The sequence below is a fragment of the Stenotrophomonas sp. Steno-Z4 genome, assembly GCF_056393145.1.
This window is the reverse complement of the sequence record NZ_JBWJPC010000004.1, coordinates 238,901-256,682: the sequence shown is the minus strand read 5'-3', so window position 1 is coordinate 256,682 and position 17,782 is coordinate 238,901. Positions and strand designations below refer to the sequence as shown.

General features: G+C 65.5%; 19 protein-coding genes. 13 read left to right on the top strand and 6 right to left on the bottom strand.

Features of this window, described 5'->3' with window-relative positions:
- Position 1 precedes the first annotated feature (1 nt).
- Positions 2-730: a gluconate 2-dehydrogenase subunit 3 family protein gene (locus tag AC06E7_RS11935; protein WP_478064853.1), complete on the bottom strand. Its 729-nt coding sequence runs from the start codon at positions 728-730 to the stop codon at positions 2-4.
- 181 nt (positions 731-911) lie between these two features.
- Between AC06E7_RS11935 and AC06E7_RS11930 the strand changes: the two genes are divergently transcribed.
- Positions 912-1,853, top strand: coding sequence for a LysR family transcriptional regulator (locus AC06E7_RS11930; RefSeq protein ID WP_478064852.1), 942 nt, complete (start codon positions 912-914; stop codon positions 1,851-1,853).
- On the opposite strand, the gene AC06E7_RS11925 is transcribed toward AC06E7_RS11930, so the two are convergent.
- Together AC06E7_RS11925 and AC06E7_RS11920 are read right to left on the bottom strand one after the other, a co-directional pair.
- Positions 1,850-3,361 carry a DUF1254 domain-containing protein gene (locus AC06E7_RS11925; protein ID WP_478064851.1) on the bottom strand — a complete coding sequence of 504 codons (1,512 nt, stop codon included), beginning with the start codon at positions 3,359-3,361 and terminating at the stop codon, positions 1,850-1,852. The two genes, AC06E7_RS11930 and AC06E7_RS11925, sit on opposite strands and share 4 nt — an antisense overlap.
- A 105-nt stretch (positions 3,362-3,466) precedes the next feature.
- Entirely contained in the window at positions 3,467-4,591 is a 1,125-nt protein-coding gene (locus AC06E7_RS11920) for a DUF3667 domain-containing protein (protein WP_478064850.1), read from the bottom strand.
- A 169-nt stretch (positions 4,592-4,760) separates the two neighbouring features.
- Here AC06E7_RS11920 and AC06E7_RS11915 point away from each other — a divergent pair, with 169 nt between their 5' ends.
- The 4 genes from AC06E7_RS11915 to AC06E7_RS11900 all read left to right on the top strand — a co-directional run bounded on the left by AC06E7_RS11915 (position 4,761) and on the right by AC06E7_RS11900 (position 7,034).
- Positions 4,761-5,567 carry a bestrophin-like domain gene (locus AC06E7_RS11915; protein WP_478064849.1) on the top strand — a complete coding sequence of 269 codons (807 nt, stop codon included), beginning with the start codon at positions 4,761-4,763 and terminating at the stop codon, positions 5,565-5,567.
- A 9-nt stretch (positions 5,568-5,576) separates the two neighbouring features.
- On the top strand, positions 5,577-6,404 hold the full coding sequence (locus AC06E7_RS11910) for a transporter (protein WP_478064848.1): 828 nt from the start codon (positions 5,577-5,579) through the stop codon (positions 6,402-6,404).
- A 31-nt stretch (positions 6,405-6,435) separates the two neighbouring features.
- The gene (locus tag AC06E7_RS11905) at positions 6,436-6,603 is read left to right on the top strand and encodes a hypothetical protein (protein WP_320458983.1); all 168 of its coding nucleotides are present in this window, start codon (positions 6,436-6,438) and stop codon (positions 6,601-6,603) included.
- Between the two features lie 98 nt (positions 6,604-6,701).
- Positions 6,702-7,034: a hypothetical protein gene (locus tag AC06E7_RS11900; RefSeq protein ID WP_320458982.1), complete on the top strand. Its 333-nt coding sequence runs from the start codon at positions 6,702-6,704 to the stop codon at positions 7,032-7,034.
- Here the strand turns inward: AC06E7_RS11900 and AC06E7_RS11895 are convergent.
- Together AC06E7_RS11895 and AC06E7_RS11890 are read right to left on the bottom strand one after the other, a co-directional pair.
- The gene (locus AC06E7_RS11895) at positions 6,949-8,076 is read right to left on the bottom strand and encodes an alpha/beta hydrolase family protein (protein WP_478064847.1); all 1,128 of its coding nucleotides are present in this window, start codon (positions 8,074-8,076) and stop codon (positions 6,949-6,951) included. The genes AC06E7_RS11900 and AC06E7_RS11895 overlap by 86 nt on opposite strands.
- 5 nt (positions 8,077-8,081) lie before the next feature.
- A complete protein-coding gene (locus AC06E7_RS11890; RefSeq protein WP_478064846.1) occupies positions 8,082-9,503 on the bottom strand; it encodes an FAD-containing oxidoreductase in 1,422 nt (473 codons plus the stop codon).
- Positions 9,504-9,553: 50 nt separating this feature from the next.
- Here AC06E7_RS11890 and AC06E7_RS11885 point away from each other — a divergent pair, with 50 nt between their 5' ends.
- Both AC06E7_RS11885 and AC06E7_RS11880 read left to right on the top strand, forming a co-directional pair.
- Positions 9,554-10,006, top strand: coding sequence for a DUF4275 family protein (locus AC06E7_RS11885; RefSeq protein WP_478064845.1), 453 nt, complete (start codon positions 9,554-9,556; stop codon positions 10,004-10,006).
- Between the two features lie 66 nt (positions 10,007-10,072).
- Positions 10,073-11,014 carry an alpha/beta hydrolase gene (locus AC06E7_RS11880; protein WP_478064844.1) on the top strand — a complete coding sequence of 314 codons (942 nt, stop codon included), beginning with the start codon at positions 10,073-10,075 and terminating at the stop codon, positions 11,012-11,014.
- A 187-nt stretch (positions 11,015-11,201) separates the two neighbouring features.
- Here the strand turns inward: AC06E7_RS11880 and AC06E7_RS11875 are convergent, their stop codons facing one another.
- Entirely contained in the window at positions 11,202-11,753 is a 552-nt protein-coding gene (locus AC06E7_RS11875) for a hypothetical protein (RefSeq protein WP_478064843.1), read from the bottom strand.
- A 282-nt stretch (positions 11,754-12,035) separates the two neighbouring features.
- On the opposite strand from AC06E7_RS11875, the gene AC06E7_RS11870 reads away from it, so the two are divergent.
- The 6 genes from AC06E7_RS11870 (at position 12,036) to AC06E7_RS11845 (ending at position 17,646) form a co-directional block, all read left to right on the top strand.
- Positions 12,036-12,533 carry a helix-turn-helix transcriptional regulator gene (locus AC06E7_RS11870; protein ID WP_478064842.1) on the top strand — a complete coding sequence of 166 codons (498 nt, stop codon included), beginning with the start codon at positions 12,036-12,038 and terminating at the stop codon, positions 12,531-12,533.
- The gene (locus AC06E7_RS11865) at positions 12,530-13,204 is read left to right on the top strand and encodes a nucleotidyl transferase AbiEii/AbiGii toxin family protein (protein ID WP_478064841.1); all 675 of its coding nucleotides are present in this window, start codon (positions 12,530-12,532) and stop codon (positions 13,202-13,204) included. Before AC06E7_RS11870 ends, AC06E7_RS11865 begins: the two co-directional genes overlap by 4 nt.
- 216 nt (positions 13,205-13,420) lie before the next feature.
- Positions 13,421-15,076 carry an acetolactate synthase large subunit gene (locus AC06E7_RS11860; RefSeq protein WP_478064840.1) on the top strand — a complete coding sequence of 552 codons (1,656 nt, stop codon included), beginning with the start codon at positions 13,421-13,423 and terminating at the stop codon, positions 15,074-15,076.
- 36 nt (positions 15,077-15,112) lie between these two features.
- The gene (locus AC06E7_RS11855) at positions 15,113-16,495 is read left to right on the top strand and encodes an aldehyde dehydrogenase family protein (RefSeq protein WP_478064839.1); all 1,383 of its coding nucleotides are present in this window, start codon (positions 15,113-15,115) and stop codon (positions 16,493-16,495) included.
- A 246-nt stretch (positions 16,496-16,741) separates the two neighbouring features.
- Entirely contained in the window at positions 16,742-17,236 is a 495-nt protein-coding gene (locus tag AC06E7_RS11850; protein WP_157771735.1) for a hypothetical protein, read from the top strand.
- A 119-nt stretch (positions 17,237-17,355) separates the two neighbouring features.
- A complete protein-coding gene (locus AC06E7_RS11845; RefSeq protein WP_447785456.1) occupies positions 17,356-17,646 on the top strand; it encodes a hypothetical protein in 291 nt (96 codons plus the stop codon).
- Positions 17,647-17,782 lie beyond the last annotated feature (136 nt).

The window sequence follows — 17,782 nt, the reverse complement described above, 5'->3', positions numbered from 1 at the left end:
CTCATCCCCTCCGCCCGGACAGATCCACCGGCGGCAGGGGGTAGGCCTTGTCGCGGACGCTGATCCAGTCTATGTAGTCCGCGCGCATGCCTGGGTAACCGATCATCTTCCAGGCGGCCATATCCTTGTTGGCGCCGTACTTGGGATCGGCGAAGTAGCCGTTCTTCACTTCGCCCAGCAGGTTGGAGAAGAACAGCTTGCTGGAGATCGCCTCCAACTCCAGCTTGCCGCCCTCGGCCGCCTTGAGCAGGGTTTCCTGCTGTTCGTGGCTCAGCTGGGCGAAGGTCTTGCCATCGAACTGGTTGCGGCAGTGCGCATCGAAGGCATCGATGCCGACCTTCAGGATGTCACGCAGGGCCAGCTTGCCCTGGTAGCCGAACTCGCTGGGTGCTTCCAGGAAGGGACCTTGCATGTACCAGATGGCGCCGGCCGCGTAGGGGGTCTGCATGTGGCGGTCGAGGAACTCGGGCACGCCCGATTCCACCGCGCCGGGGCCGGTTTCATCGGAGGGGATCAAGCGGTCGCAGGCGGCGGTGATGAACGCCCACTCGGCCGCGTTGAAGAATTCGGGGGTGTAGTCCTTGGCGGCCGGGGTAGCCGGGGTGCCGCTCCCGGTCGGGGTGCCGGGGGCGCAGCCGGGCAGGGCGGCGGCGACGGGGAGCAGGGTAAGGCCCTGGAAGAAGCGGCGACGGGTCAGCGTCGGCCGGTTCTGGTCGGCATCATCTTTCATTGTGTGGCTACCTGGCGGGTGGCTGGGGCTGAGCATGGCGCGGGTCCTGTCGCGGCAGCGTGCTCGCCGAATGCGGCCGGCCCTTCCGCGGCTGGCATGAATGCGACCATTGTGTGGATGTGCGACTGTTTCCGTAATGGCAATATGGGAAAGGAACTCTTGCCAAACTGGAAACATCGGCGTGATCGACGACCTCAACGAGCTGCGCACCTTCGACCGCATCGTGCATGGCGGCAGCCTGTCCGCTGCCGCGCGCGACCTGGGCATCTCGCTCGCCGTGGTCAGCAAGCGGCTCACCGCACTGGAGCGGCGCGTGCAGGTGCGGCTGTTGAACCGCAGCACGCGACGCGCCTCGCTCACCGATGAGGGCAGCCTGTTCCACCTGCACTGCCGCCGCGTGCTGGAGGCGGTGGAAGCGGCCGAGGCGGCGCTGGAGCAGCGCCAGGACGTGGTGGCCGGCGTGCTCAAGCTCACCGCGCCCAATGGATTCGGACGCCGTCATGTGGTGCCGGCGGTGCGCAGCTTCCAGCAGGCGCATCCCGGGGTGCGCGTGCACCTGTCGCTGCGCGATGAGCTGGTGGACCTGGTCGGCGAAGGCGTGGAGCTGGCGCTGCGCTATGGCGCGCTGGACGATTCCCGTCTGGTGGCGCGCGAACTTGCGCCGAACCGGCGCATCCTCTGCGCCTCACCGGACTACCTGCAACGGCGTGGCACGCCATCGAGCATCGACGACCTGCACGGCCACGATCTGATCGCCTCGGGCAGCCCGCCGGTATCGCAATGGGTGTTCGCGCAGCCCGGCGGCACCATCGCGTTTCCATTGGACGCCAGTACGCTCTGCGACGATGGCGAGGCGGCGCAGATCCTGGCGGTGCAGGGCGCCGGCATCGCCCGCAAGTCGATCTGGGACGTGGCCGATGACCTCGACGCAGGGCGCCTGAAAGAAGTGCTGCCCAACTGCGCGCTGGCGACTTCACCGTTGAGTGCCGTGTACGCCCCCGGGAAGCAGGTCGCACCCCGGGTCCGTGCGTTCCTTGGCCACATGGTGCAGCAGCTGCAGCAGTCGGCCGGCTGGCGGCATGCCAACCGGACGATGCCCGCCATTGCACTGACCGGGACTTAATCGGCCTTGCGCTCAACCGGCGTCAATGCCGGTTTCTGCCAGCTGCGGTCCAGCACGGCCTGGCCAGGGCTGTAGTTGCGCAAAATCACGTAGAACGGTCCGGCCGGCGCCGGCAGCCAGTTGGATTCCTTGTCCTTGCCGGGCGACGCCTGCTGGATGTACAGGGTCAGGCCGCCATCGGCATCGCGCTTGAGCGTGGGCAGCATGGCCGAGTTGATCAGGTAGCGGTCCAGCGGGTTGTCCACCAGCAGCTTGCTCTTGCCGTCGTACAGGGTGACCGACCAGAACGCGTTGGTCGGCGGCAGCTGGTCCTTGGCGAAGCGCAGCACGTAGTCGTGCTGGCTTCCATCGGCGGGCCTGCCCTGCGCATCCACGAAGTAACTCTGGTAGTCGGCCTCTGAAGCGGAGTTGCCGTAGATGCCCAGCTTGGCGCCGGCAAAACGGTACAGGTAGTTGTCCTTCAGCGCCGCTCGGGTGCCGAACATATCCGCACTCGAGACCTTCTCGGTGTTTATTTCAGTGGCGATGAACTGTTCCAGTGCCTGGTTGGCATCTGCGATGCCTGCGGTGATGGCCTCGCGGTCGGCCGGCGGCAGCGCGGCTGCATCGAAGGGCTTGCCTGCCTCGATGCCGATGCCCGCGAACCGTTGGCGAAGCGCGGCTTCGCTTTCCACGGTGGGCGCGAACTGCAGCAGGAAGTTGAGGTAGGAGAAGAAGCCCAGGCCATTGGCCTGTTCCGGGTCATACGGCGGGAAGGTGATCGGCGGGGCCGGCGGCGGTGCCGGCGTGCCCAGGAACGCGCTCAGCGGCTGCACCTTGTACTGCGCCTGCAGGCGCTTGACGTTGTCCAGGTCCGACGGCGAAAACAACTGGGTGCGGAACAGGCCATAGGCCAGCTGGGTTTCGGCGCGGAACACCTCGCGCACGCCCTTGGGTGTTTCGCCCTTCCAGTCCGGCCCGGCGACCATGAACACGCTGGCCTTGCCGTCGGTCGCGGCGCGGTTGATGTAGGCGAAGTTGTAGGTATACAGGTCGATCAGCTGCACGGAGAAGTAGCGCTTGGCATCGATCGCCGGCACGCTGATGACCAGCGGTTCGGCGCGCAGGTCCATCCACAGGAACGAATACGGCGTGTCCGAGTTGGGCGTGATGATCGAGGTGTCCTTCGGGGTGGCCACCTGCGCGACGTTGCCGATCTGGTTGAAGCCGGCGTGGAAGTTCGCACCCTTGGCATCCACGGCCTGCTGGTACATGGATTTGTAGCCTTCCACGATCGGGTAGCCCCAGATGTAGGCATCCTTGGCGGTCGCGCGCAGCTCGCTGACGCGGGTGGCATCAGCCGCGGCCGGGGCGGCGGGCTGCGCTGCCGAGGCAGGGTCGGGCGCTGGGGCGGCGCTTTCCGGTTCGCGCTTGCCGCAGGCGACCAGCGCGAACACGCTGATCAACAGGGCGGCCAGCCGGAGGCCGGCAATGAACGGTGAGCGAGCCTGGTTACGGGGCATGGCCATATTGTTCGCCTCCTGCGGCAAGGGATGCGGAGAGCATGACGGCGCGCTCATCCGCACTCCACCGAAATAGGTGCAGGCCGGCTGGGTAAAACTACTTAGCCCGGATCAGACCCGGGCAAGGCTGGCAATGGCGAGAATGACGGTCGCGGTGGTGACCACGGTGAAGTACAGCCATCCCAGCGCGACGAACTTGAGCGTGGTCACCAGCCGGGATTGTGCGTACACCCGCCGTTGCATCAGCCAGAGATACAGCGGCATCCACAGCAGCAGTGCCGTGATCAGCAGGCCGATGACAACCCCAGGCACGGCGGCAAGCTGCCCACCCAGCATCGACAGCAGCAGGATGCCCAGCAGCGCCACGCACAGGAACGCATGGCTGTACAACGCCACCACCAGGTGCTCCAGATACAGCCTTCCACTACCGAGGTAGAACACCTTCAGCAGAACGGCAAACAACGGCACCAGCACGAACAACGCCGAAGGCACCGAGCCGAAGAACGCGTTGACCAGCAGCTGCGGCCGTTCGCTGATGCGGGGCAGGTTCTTGCGGATGATCTCGGCCTGGCCGGTCAGCCAGCGGTTGGCGAACCCGGGCAGGAAACCGATCTCGACCGGGTCTGACTTCTGTGTCGCCATGTCCTGCACGGTGAACGGTTTGGCGGCAGCGGGCTTGCGCGCGGACGCGACCGGTGGATGCTCCTTTAGTTCGCGCTCGCGTTTTGCGGCCTGCCTGTCTACCTTGGCAATGGCACTGTCGATCGGCGCGCGAAGGGACTCGGGCATCGCCGCACGCGATTGCTGCAACGGCGCCAGCAGCGCGCGGCGGACCTGCTGGACCTCGTCGTGGGTGGTGGCATCACGGAACGCACCCGGCACTTCCGGCGGGCGGGGCGTCTGGCTTACCAGGGCACCTGCGTCCACGTGCACTGCCAGCCGTGCCACGAAGAAAGTCAGCACGCTCAGGATCACGAACAGGCGGATCGGCGGGATGTAGCGGGTACGGTGCCCGGCCAGGTAGGCGGCCGCCAGGCGGCCGGGCAGCAGCAGCTGGTGCAGGGTGCGGAAGATGCGCCCGTCCAGGTGCCAGAACGATTCGAACACCTCTTCCACCGCGTGCCCGAAACTGCGCACCGGGCTGTGGGCGGACTGGCCGCATTCATGGCAGAAATCGCCATGCAGCGGGGTGCTGCAGTTCTCGCAGGCGGCAGGGTGGGCAAGGGCGGAGTGCATCAGTGCGCGGAGCCGGGCAGGAAAGGCGCCTACGATAGTGGGGGCGGGGTGCCGGTGCCAGTGCCGGCATGCATCAATCACTGGGCGGGGGTCGGTAGAACTACCGAAGCAGATCCGGGGGCGATCGGCCATCCTCGAACGCACCCTCGCGCACTGCTGGTGACGGCACATGCATCTGCCAGGCAGCTTCCCCTATGTTCCACTGTGGCTGCTCACCGTGATCTTCTTTGTCGCGCTGATCGCGGCGCGTGAACTGGGTGCCTTCCTGCGCACCCGCCAGAACCGGCACAAGGCGCAGAAGCAGGTCGCCGCTGACGCCGATGCCGATGCCGGCGACTCGTTCTCGACCAACACGGTGTTGGGCCTGCTGGCCCTGCTGATCGGCTTCACCTTCTCACTCGCGCTGGGCCGCTACGACGAGCGCCGGTCGCTGGTGCTGCATGAGGCCAACGCGCTGGGCACCACGTGGCTGCGCACGGACCTGCTGGACACCGCCGATGCCGAGCGGGTGCGCAGCGTGCTGCGCCGGTACATCAACGCTCGCGTGGACTTTGCCAATGCGAAGACCGCACAGCAGGAGATCGACGAGTACGCCCGGACCACCGCGCTGCAGGCCGAGCTCTGGGCTGCGGTGATGGCGGCTACCGCGTCCTTCCGGGACACGCCGCGTGCCAGCCTGATGGTCACCACCACCAACGAATCCATCGACCTGGCGGGCGAACGCTTCGCGGCCCGGCAGGACCATATCCCGCACCGCATCCTGCGGATGCTGTTCCTGTTCGCCCTGTTCGCGGCGGGGTTGCTCGGTTACGAGCGGGTGCGCCAGCGCACTTCCACCACCTTGTTGCTGTTGTTGTTTTCGCTGGCCGTGGGGCTGGTCCTGGACCTGGACCTGCCCAGCACCGGCGGGATCAACGTGCCGCAGGATCCGATGCTGGATCTGCAGCGTTCCGTGGGGCTGCCCACGCCTTCCTAGGGGAATGCCATGCGTGACGCACTACAATTCCGCCGCTCGCTGCGCCGGCCTTCGCCGCCGGTTGCGCTGTTCATGCTCGCAGCGCTGGCAGGAGTGGCGCAGCCGGTGTCGGCGCAGGATGCCGATGCCCTGGCCAAGAAACTGTCCAACCCCGTCGCGGCACTGATCAGCGTCCCGTTTCAGTACAACTACGACGACGGCTACGCCAATGGCGGTTATCGGCATACGCTAAACATCCAGCCGGTGGCACCGTTTGCCATCTCCGAAGAATGGAATGTCATTTCCCGCACCATCCTGCCGGTGGCCTACCAGAAGGACGTGATTCCCGGCACCGACCAGGCCGGGCTGGGCGACGTGACCCAAAGCTTCTTCTTCTCGCCGAAGGAAACCGGCCCGTCCGGCGTGGTCTGGGGCATCGGGCCAGCGCTGCTGCTGCCAACCGGTACCGATGACCTGGGCGCCGATACCTGGGGTGCCGGTCCCACCTTCGTGCTGCTCAAGCAGGACAAGAGCTGGACCGTGGGCGCGCTGGTTAACCACATCTCGGACATCGCCGGCAGCGGCTCGCGCCGGCGCGACATCAGCAACACCTTTGTCCAGCCGTTCCTGGCCAAGGCCTTCCCGGGCGGCCGCACGCTGGCCTTCAACATCGAGTCCACCTACGACTGGAAGGCCAGCCAGTGGACCGTGCCACTCAACATCCAGTACTCCAAGGTGAGCAAGCTGGGCAGCCAGATGATCAGCTACCAGGGCGGCGTGCGCACCTACCTGGATGGCCCACGTGGCGGGCCGGACTGGGGGGTCCGGTTCACGGTCACGTTGCTCTACCCGAAGTAGAGTCGGCTCACCCCCTTACGGAACGCCGACCATGCCACTGACCGACAAGCAACTTGCCATTCTTCGGGCCATCGAGGCGACCGACCCTGTGTCAGCCGACGATGCCACCTGGGCCGTCGCCGAAGGTCTGGCGGTGCAGGCCGAAGACAGCGATATCGACCTGACCCCTGCTGGCAAGGGCGCATTGGGCGAGGCGTAGTACCGGCACGCCTTTCGCGCGCACTGCATGCCGGCTGCACGCGCGCTCCACACCGCGCTGCCTACAGTGGCTGCCATTCCCCCGACGGCGCCCACAGCGTGAACCTGCAGACCTCCATGCCCCTTCCGCTCCCGCGCCGCCCGCTGCCGGACAGCTGCCAGTTCGAACTACTGGATGTGAACGCGCTGCAGGACCCGTGCAGTGGTCGCATCGTGCACCTGTACTCGATGGTGGCGCGCTGCCTGTCGTGCGAGGTGGTGTTCAAGGCGCAGGAAGGCGAGGGCTTCGTCAGCACCTCGGCCGCACGCGTGCTGCGCTGCCCGTCCGGTTGCGGCCAGCAGTCGCTCAGGGGCGCCGCGCTTCGTCAGTGGGGCGCGCCGGCAACGAGCGGCTTTGGATCGACACCGCTTCCACAATCTGTTCGGGCGTAAACGCGCAATGCCCTTCGCCGGTGGGCGGTAGCGTCCTCGGCTGGGGCGTCGCGCCAGCCTTGGCGGCGAGAGCCGGGTAGACCGGCTCGAAGCGGGGCGTCACGGAAGGGTCGTTGAGGTTGTACTGCAGCAGCAGCGGCCGGCGCAGCGCACCGGTCAGGCGCAGGTCGCGGTCAAGCTTCGCCTTTGCCGCGGGATCCGCGGCAATGCGCCGGACGCCGGCGTTGAACGCCGTGTCATCGCCAAAGCCGGCATACACCGTGTCCTTGTTGCTGACCGGAATGCCGCGGCTGATCTTGACCAGCTGCTGGAACACCAGGGCATGCAGACTGAGGGTGCCAGCCAGCTCATCCACCTTCAGCTCCAAGCGTTTTGCCAGTACTGCGGCTGCCTCCGGGCGGGACCGCACGGCAGCGGTGATGGCGTCGACCATCTCCCCCTGCGGCAACGTCGCAGCGGCAGGCGAACTCAACCCACCCTCGGGCAGGCCGTTGGCGCCAGGGAAGAAGTACTCGAACGCGACCAGCGAGGTGAGCACTTCGGCGGCCAGCACATCGCCGGGCAGGTTGGCGCCGCACATCGAGATGCCACCGCTGTAGTGCTCCGGCATCCGTTCCAGCGTTCTGATCGCCACCGCGCCGCCCATTGAGAAGCCCAGGATCCAGCTGCGTTTCGTGTCTGGATGGCGGGCCACGAACTGTGCGCGCAGCCGCTCAAGATCGTCAATGGCCCCGCGCACGGCCCAGCCCTGGTCGGCGTACCCACTCTGCGCCACTGCATAGCCGGCGTTGACCAGCGCCTCGCTCCACGGGTTGCCCGGCCAGGGGTCCGGGCGCGGCGTTCCGACCGGCTCGAAGCCATGGGCGTACATCACCAGTTCGCCGTTCCAGTGGGCCGGCACGTCGATGCGCCAGGGGGCGCCCTGCAGCGTGCCCGTTTCGCTGTGGGTTTCCGGCGTTACCGGGGCCTTGGCCCAGCTCGACGGAAGGAGCAGGGCAGTGCACAGCCCCAGGCACAGCGATACGGTCGCAGCAGTACGCATCCAGATCATCCTCGGTCAGGTGCCGGCGCAAGATCGACCAGCAGCGTGGGAATCAATTCGGAAACCGTGGGGTGGATCGGCACCGCCCAGCGCAGCTCATCCAGCGGCCGGTCGGCACTGATCATGTCGAGGATGCCGTGGATGGCCTCATCGCCGCCAGTGCCAAGGATCGCCGCGCCCAGGATCCGCCGGGTTTCGGCATCGGCCACCACCTTCATGAAGCCCTTGGACTCCCCTTTTTCCACCGCACGACCGACGCGGGTCATGGGCCGCTTGGAGAACAGCAGGGGGCGGCCGGACTTCATCGCCTCGGCCTCGGACATGCCCGCCCGGCCCAGCGGCGGGTCGATGTACAGCGCGTAGCCGGGCACCCGGCTGCTGACCCGGCGGTCCTCGCCATCCAGCAGGTTGGCGGCGACGATCTCGAAGTCGTTGTAGGCGGTATGGGTGAACGCCCCACGGCCGTTGCAGTCACCCAGCGCCCAGACACCGGGCGCCGAGGTCTGCAGGTGGTCATCCACCGTGATGTATCCACGTTCGTCGCGCTCGATGCCGGCGGTGTCCAGGCCCAGGTCGTCCGTATTGGGGCGGCGCCCGATCGCCATCAGGAGGTGGCTGCCAACCACGCGCGCGTCCTTGCCGCCGGCCTGGAAGGAAACGGCGATGTCTTCTTCCACGCGCTCGAACGCGACCCTGTCCGCGCCGGTGTGAACTTCGATGCCCTCATCCTCCAGGATGCCGCGTACCGCCTCCGATACATCGGCGTCCTCACGCGCGATCAAGCGCTCACCCCGCTCGAGGATCGTCACCTGCGTGCCGAAGCGCCGGTACATCTGTGCGAACTCCAGCCCGATGTAGCTGCCGCCCACCACCACCAGATGGGCGGGCAGGGCATCCAGCGCCACGATGCTGCTGTTGGTCAGGTAGGGTACGTTCTGCAGGCCGGGCATTTCTGGCACCGCTGCACGCCCGCCCACGTTGATGAAGATCCGCGGCGCGGTGAGCCGCTCGCCGTTGACCACGATGGCGCCGGGCCCATCGAAGCGGGCATGGCCGCGGATCAGCTCCACGTTGGCCATCCCGGCAAGCCAGTCTTCATTGCCCTTGCGCGAATCCATGATTACTTTGCGGGCGCGGGCCTCGACCACGGTCATATCCACGCTGACCGGGCCGGCGCTGAAGCCGTACTCAGCACCACGCCGCGCCATCTGTGCGGCATAGGCGCTGGCCACCAGCGTCTTGGTCGGTTTGCAGCCAGTGTTGACGCAGGTGCCGCCCACCAGATGACGCTCGATGATGGCCACGCGCATACCGGCCGCGTCCAGCCGCCCGGCCAGTGATGGCCCCGCCTGGCCGGTGCCGATGATGATGGCATCGAAAGCGCGGGCGGCAGCAGCGGGGTCCTGCGCGGAAGAGGAGTTCGACATGGAAAGACCCTTGTTGTGTGTACCAATGGCCATTCAATACACTCGTTGGCGTGAGCGCCACGCAGATCATCCGCCAGTACACCGAAGCAGAGGCCAAGGAACTGGCCCGGGACTGGCTTGCCGTCTTCGGACGCGACCGCCAGGGGATCAACACGAAGGCCTTCATGTGGCATGTCTTCAGTTCGGGGCGCTATCCCAGCCTCGCTGATGCGGAGGCCGAGGCGGAGTACCAGCAACAGACCGGGGTGGCGTTCGTCGTGCTGTCCAACGACCGCAATGCCGCCTACCTGACCGGCGATCTTCCGGTGAAGCCAGCCTGGTCGGACTGTTACGTGTTCCCACCCAATCTTGCCTGGACCATGGCATTCACCCACGAAGCGGGTTGGCTGGGTCCGTACTTTGCCCGCCACCACGATTTCGTGAGGCTGGAAGCGGACAACCAGGCCATGCTGCGCAAGGCGCAGGAACGCACGGCGGCGCGCGCGAAGGGATGGTGCGATTAGGTGCACGTTGTATGATTTTCGTTCGATCACCACGGAGAGGTAGCGTTGAAAAAACTGGTTACAGGCGTGCTGCTTGCACTGATTCTCACCGGGTGTGCCAAGACGCCTGAGACCCCGGATTCCAAGCCGCTCGCCGAAGCGCCGTTGGCGGCCCCACCGATACCGGCCAAGGCTTCGGCCCTGGGCGGCCAGCGTGGCGAAGGCGCGCCTTATGAAGTGGTGGGAAGCGAAGTCTGGAATGTTCCCGACCCAGTTTCCGGGCGGACGTACCAGGTGTTCGTTGCGCTGCCGGCGTCCTATGCCGACAGCCCGGCGCGCAGATACCCGGTCCTGTATGTCACCGATGCCGACTACGCGTTTCCGCTGGCGCGGCAGATCGGCCGGCGATTGAACGTGGAAGGCCCCAAGCTGGAAGAGTTCATCCTGGTGGGCCTATCCTATTCGGTGGGTGACGAAGGCATGCCCAGCCGCCGCCGCGACTACACCCCGACACCCAACGGCCCCAGCAGCGCACCGGCCAACGCGGTGCATGGGGGCGCCGCGCCTTACATCGCCTACCTGCGCGAGCAGGCGCTGCCGTTCGTGGCTGGCCGCTACCGCACCGACGAAAGCCGGCGCCTGCTGCTGGGCCATTCCTACGGCGCGTTGCTGGGCAGCCAGATCCTGTTTACCGACCCGGGCATGTTTGCGGGCTACATCATGGGCAGCCCATCGTTCTGGTACGACCGCAATGTCATGTCGCGGTTCGAGAAGGACTACGCAGGCAGCCACAACGATCTGAAGGCATCGGTGTACATGTATGTCGGCGAGCGTGAAACGCCGGCCTTCGGCAGCGACGCGGACATGGTGGCCGATGCGAAGAACATGCAGGCCGCGTTGCGCGCGCACAACTACCCGTCACTGCGCCTGAAGCTGGACGTGCTCAACGACGAGGACCACTTGAGCGTGGCCCCGCGCGGGTTGACGCACGGGCTCAAGTACCTGCTTGGCAAGCAGCCGGGCGGCTGACGGGATTACGGCCTGTGCGAATGTGTTGCATGCGCCGGCGGGTGTCCATTCTTAAACCGACGTCCGCGCTTGGCCGCTCACTCGCGGTGAAGCTTGATGCCCACGTCGCGTGCCGTTTCAGAGATCAGCTACAGCTCGAAGTCGCCGGTGTTACACGCGTGTCGATGCGTAGCCGGGTTCAGTAAATCTACGGTGAGCGGCTCGCATCAAGATGCTGACTCCGGCTCCGGGCAGCGAACAGGCACAGCCCGGCGCACACGCCCCACAGTGTGGCCAGCAGGACGATCGGGCCCAGTGCGTAATCGCTGCCGCGGTAGCCCACCACGATGCTCATGTCCCACGCCATCAGACCGGCAACGACCACGCTCAGCACCAACAGCACGCGCGGGATCCACACCGCCAACCCACCGCGCGGCTCCTGCCAGATGCGGCGGGCAGCCAGCACGAACAGGAGCGTCACCACCGGGATGCCAACCCACACCAGCTGCTGCATGAAAACGCAGAGGAATGCCAGTTGTGCCCACGCTGGCACCAGCAGCAGGAACGGTGCATGGCGCGCCACGGCGTTTCTCGGGGCGGTATGGCGGCGCAGCAGAATGAAGCCCGAGACCAGTCCTGCGAAGATCAGGAAAGGCGTGGCCATGAACATGGAGAAAAAGCCGGTGAAGTCGGAGGCGGCGGCAGGCCCTGAGGCCGTGGCCAGAGCAAGGGCAAATAATGCTCGTTTGGTTCGATCCATGAACGTGGTGTTCCCTGTTGCTTTCCGATTGGGGCAGGACGATACCAGATCGCCTCATCGAAGCCGATGCTGCCTGGCGTTCCGGTCAATCTTCCCCATGGGCTGCAAGGCAATTCGCTCGCCGCGCCTGCAGCCGTTGGGTAGGGGTGAGACGGGCTGCTAAGGTTGGACCGGCCGCTCAGGCTGGGCCGGGCAGAGTCAGGGCGGGTCTACGGGCCCCATCCACAGCCTTGGTGGGTTAGGTGTATATTGTCCGAAATATTTGACAAAAGCGGGTGCGGCATGATCAGTCATCTTGCTCAAGTGGGCGATTCCATCAAGGAGCGGCGGTCGGAGCTTGGGCTTTCCCAGGCGCTGCTTGCAAAGCTGTCCGGGCTGACCAGGCAGACAATCAATGGCCTGGAGAGTGGCAAGCTGAAGGACCTGGGTTTCAACCGGGTATGCCAGGTGATGAACGTGATTGGGCTCAGCCCGGGCATGCCTTCAATTGGCCCCAGAAGCGCCAAGGAAGCCCTCTGGATGGCGGCCAACACCGCCAATGTGAGCTACAAACGCGAAATCACTCCTGAGCAGCTTGCACAAATACTTGCCACCGGCGATCTGAAGCGCGAGTTCATTGCCCATGTTGCCACGTTGCTCGAGGAAGCCCCGATCCCGTTACTGGTAATGGCGGTGGAAGAGGCCGCGGCCAAAGAGCGCGTTGCTCCGCAAACAATCTGGAAGAACGTGGCATCGATGGCGGATAGTCTCGACCTGGTTCGCAACGGCCTATTCAAATGATTCCACCGCACGATCTTCCGGAAAAGACACTGCCTGATGGGCCATGGAAGGCGCTCTTCGCGAACGCCATGGTGCTGATCCAGGAGATTCAGGCGGTAGGGGGAGGCGATGGTCCTTTCTGGACTTTTGGAGGGGGCACCGTCCTGATGTTCCGATACGACCATCGGGCCAGCAAAGACATCGATATTTTTGTCCCGGACCCTCAGTACCTCGGATACGTAACACCCCGGCTGAATGACACCGCCGCCGCGATGACAGCCAACTACGTCGAGGATGCGAGCTCCTACGTGAAGCTTGAGTTCGCAGAGGGCGAGATTGACTTCGTGGCATCGCCCAACTTGATGGGCGATGCTTGGGAGTGGTGGAATATCGGTGGCCACGCGGTTCGAGTTGAGCGGCCTGCGGAGATCATCGCCAAAAAGATGTATCACCGGGGGCAACGAGCTACAGCACGTGACTTATTCGATCTTTGCACCGTGATTGAACGTGATGCAGAGGGTCTCAGCGCGGCGGCACCATTCCTCTTGAGATATCGAGCAGAGTTCATTGAGCGCATAAACGCGCGATCAACGGTTCTTGAAGCTACCTTCGAGGGCATCGATATGCGCGGCTACAGACCTACGCTGCAGCATTGCATCAGAACGGCCACTGCGTTTCTCCGGTCGCTATAAAGCCCTGCCCACTGGTACATCTGCATAAACCGTGAGCGGGCCGTGAGCCAGCTGCCGTTCGCGCCAAAACAAGCCCCCAGTCATGGACCGCACCGTCCTGCCAGCTGAGGCCGTTATTCAGACGGCCGTACACGCCCCCGGGCGTATAGTCGATCCACACTACGTTTCCCCATGGCACCGAGCTCTCCGGAGTTCATCACCGCAAGGATCGACGCAATGCCCAAGGGCTCAGACCTGCTGGTCGCCGCACTCGAAAACGAAGGCGTGGACCGCATCTTCGGCGTTCCGGGCGAGGAAAACCTCGACTTCCTGGAATCCCTTCGCAACTCCAGCATCGAGCTGATCCTCACCCGCCACGAGCAGGCGGCCGCCTTCATGGCCGCCACCCACGGCCGCCTCACCGGCAGGCCGGGCGTCTGCCTGGCCACCCTCGGCCCCGGCGCCCTGAACTTCTCCACGGGCGCGGCCTATGCCCACCTGGGCGCCTGGCCGATGATCCTGATCACCGGCCAGAAGGCAGTGATGAGCGCCAAGCAGGCCCGGTTCCAGATCGTGGATATCGTGGCCTCGATGAAGCCGCTCACGAAAATGACCCGGCAGATTGTCAGCGCAGCGGCCATCCCTGCCACCGTGCGGGATGCCTTCCGCGTGGCCATGGAAGAGCGGCCGGGCCCGGTGCACCTTGAGCTGCCGGAGGATATTGCCGGCGAGGAAGTGGAGGACGTCCCAGTCATTCCGGTCCACCCGCTGGAGCGCCCCATCGCCCACGCCGCCGCGCTCGACCGCGCAGCAGAAGCGATCTTGGCCGCCAAGCGTCCGCTGGTGATGATCGGCGCGGCCTGCAGTCGCCCGTGGCTGACCGAATCGCTCTCCACGTTCGTGGCGCGCACCCGCCTGCCGTTCTTCAACACCCAGATGGGCAAGGGCGCGGTGACCGGCGGCTCCAACCTGTACATGGGTACCGCTGCGCTTTCCGAAGGCGACTACGTCCACGAGGCCGTGGCGCGCGCCGACCTGATCATCGCGATCGGCCACGACACCGTTGAGAAGCCGCCGTTCCTGATGAAGGGCAAGGGCGGGCCCAAGGTGATCCATATCGGCTTCCAGTCCGCCACGGTCGAACAGGTCTACCACCCTGATATCGAGGTGATCGGGGATATCGGCGCCACCGTGGGTGGCCTCGCCGAGCGGCTGGAAGGCAAGGTGTCCGAAGACCAGGGCATGGTCGACCTGCGCCAGAAGATCCTGACGCGCCTCAACGACCGTGCCGAGGAGGACCGCTTCCCGGTCACCCCGCAGCGGCTGGTGCACGACGTGCGTGAAGCCATGCCAGAAGACGGCATCGTCTGTCTCGACAACGGCATGTACAAGATCTGGTTCGCCCGCAATTACCGCACCCACGTGGCCAACACGCTGCTGCTGGATAACGCCCTGGCCACCATGGGCGCGGGCCTGCCGTCGGCGATGATGGCCTCGATGCTGTACCCCAACCGGCGCGTGCTGGCCGTGTGCGGCGATGGCGGCTTCATGATGAACTCGCAGGAGATGGAAACCGCCGTGCGGCTGGGCCTTAACCTGGTGGTGATCATCCTCAATGACAGCGCCTACGGCATGATCCGCTGGAAGCAGGCGGTGGATGGCTTTGAAGATTTCGGCATGCGCTTTGGCAACCCGGATTTCGTGCGCTACGCAGAAGCCTACGGGGCCAAGGGCAGTCGGGTCACGTCCGTGGAAGAGCTCGTGCCCACGATCGAAGCCGCCTTTGCCGGCGGTGGCGTGCACCTGCTGGACGTGCCGATCGACTATTCCGAAAACACCCGCGTACTGGTTGACGAGCTGCGCAACCGCACCCCCGATGTGGGCTGTGCATAAGCACCACCGTTGACCACTGAATACAAGGAACCCCACATGTTGACCGTAGTACAAGCCTTCGACCGCGCCCCCATCCAGGACGTACCGTTCGATGACGCCGCCGCACTGGAGCGCAAGCTCGGCAATGCCGAACGCGTGTTCAAGGACCGCGACGGCTGGCTCAAGCCGCACCAGCGCATTGCCATCCTGCGCAGGCTGGCAGCGCTGATGGAGGCCAAGCGTGACCACCTGGCCATGCAGATCGCGCGCGAAGGCGGCAAGCCGCTGCCCGATGCCATTGTCGAAACCAACCGCGCCATCGATGGCGTGCACAACGCCGCCGATGAACTGCGCAACTTCGCCGGCCGCGAAATCCCGATGGGCCTGTCGGCAGCGGCGGAGAACCGCTGGGCGTTCACGACCAAAGAACCGCTCGGCATCGTCGCCGCCATCTCGGCGTTCAACCACCCGCTGAACCTCATCGTCCACCAGGTTGCCCCTGCCATCGCGGTGGGGTGCCCGGTCATCATCAAGCCGGCCTCGACCACGCCACTGTCCTGCCTGGAGTTCGTGGCGATGGTCCACGAGGCCGGCCTGCCCGAGCCGTGGTGCCAGAGCTTCATTCCGGAAGGCAACGAACTGGCCGAAGCACTGGCCACCGACAAGCGCGTGGCCTTCCTCAGCTTCATCGGCTCGGCGCGGGTGGGCTGGTCGCTGCACGCCAAGCTGGCCCATGGTGCACGCTCGGCGCTGGAACATGGCGGCGTGGCACCGGCCATCGTGGACCGCAGCGCGGACCTGGCCAGGATCATCGAGCCCATCGTCAAGGGCGGCTACTACCACGCCGGCCAGGTGTGCGTGTCCACCCAGCGCATCTTCGTGCACAACGACATTGCCGAAGACTTCACCGAAGCCCTCATCGCACGTGTGGAGAAGCTGCGCACCGGCGACCCCACCCTGAAGGACACCGAAGTAGGCCCGCTGATCCAGCCGCGCGAAGCCGACCGTGTGGCCGAATGGATCGACGAGGCGGTAAAGGGTGGGGCCACGCTCGCCACCGGTGGAAAGCGCCTTTCCGAAACCACGCTGCAGCCCACCGTGCTGCTCAATCCCGCCGATGACGCCCGAGTCACCACGCAGGAGATCTTCGGGCCGGTGGTGGCGGTGTATCGCTACAGCGAGCTGGACGAGGCCATCGCACGCGCCAACTCGCTGCCCACCGCGTTCCAGGCCAGCATCTTCGCCCAGGATATCGACGTGGCCATGCGCGCGGCCAACCGCCTGGATGCCTCGGCCGTGATGATCAACGACCCCACCGCGTTCCGTACCGACTGGATGCCGTTTGCCGGCCGCCGGGAATCGGGCTATGGCACCGGCGGCATTCCGTACACCATGCGGGACATGTCGCAGGAGAAGATGATCCTGATGCGCAGGAGCTGAGCCCGCGCCCGGAAACGGTATGTTTTCTGGGTGGGGCACAGTAGTTGTACGGGGGCGCAGGGGTAGGGCAGCTGATGCAATAGCACTGCATCCGCCGCCCGCCCTGTTCTGGAGAGTCACATGCGCTTCCTGGCACTTTCGTCTTCCGTCACGCTCATCGTTGCAGCGCTCGCCACCAGCGGGTGCCAAAGCACTCCGCCGCCTGCTGAACCTTCAGCGCCTGCGCCCCGGGCGTTGCCGGGCCCCATGACAGCGGCTTCTGCCGGGGTGACGTTGCAGGGGCAGATCACCGCCATCGATACCCGCACCCGCGCGGTGACGGTCACCGGTGCCGACGGAGGCAGCCTGGACTTCATCGCCGGCGCCGACGTGCGCAACTTCAACCAGCTGAAGGTGGGCGACAAGGTCACCCTGGATTACCAGGCCGCCGTCGCCCTGGACCTGCAGCCGGCAGGCAGCGCGCCGGTCGGCGTGACCAGATCGCAGGCCGGTACCGTGCCGATCCGGGGCGCCACGCCGGGTGGGGCGCGTTCGAACACCATCGAGATTGTCACCGAGGTGGCGGCCGTGGACCCTGTGGCCAACACCATTGCGCTGCGAGGGCCGCGCGGCAACACCCAGATCATTGCGGTGGAGCGCGAGGACCTGCGGGCCAAGCTCCCCAGCGTAAAGCGCGGCGACCTGCTCAAGATTTCCTATACCGAAGCCGTCGCGCTGGGCATCCGCCGCGACAGCCCCTGACACAACGGCGGGGGAGGCCCGGGGCAGGTGGGTGTACGCCTGCCCCGGTGGGGCACTTGACGGGCCAGTGGGGCAGCCTTGAAGATCGGCGTATTCAGCCTGCCGTTCAAGGATTGACCATGTCTGGCTTCATCGGTGACCTGTTGGAAGGCATTGTCGATTTCGTGACCGACATCTGGGTGCTTCGTCGCCAGCGCGCCGCGAACGGCCGGGCGGCGAACTCGTGGAGTGAGGATGCGGCGGATACGGCTGTGTTCAATGCCTGGGTGATCGGCCTGTCGATCCTGGCCCTGGCTGCCGGCAGCATCATGGTCTTCGTGCTCAAGCTGCCGCTGTGGATGAGCTTTGGGCCGGTCGTCGCGGTCGGCGTCTACGTGGGCTACCGTTGGATTGCGCTGACGCGCGCTTGATCGCGCACCGTGCGTCGAATGCGTCACGCGTTCGGATTCGCCGAGTCGAACACTTCTAGCGCGGCGAACGCCTCACCCGTGACCGGGTGCCAATAAAAACACGCGACAGCGCACGGAATTGCGTACCAACGGCCCG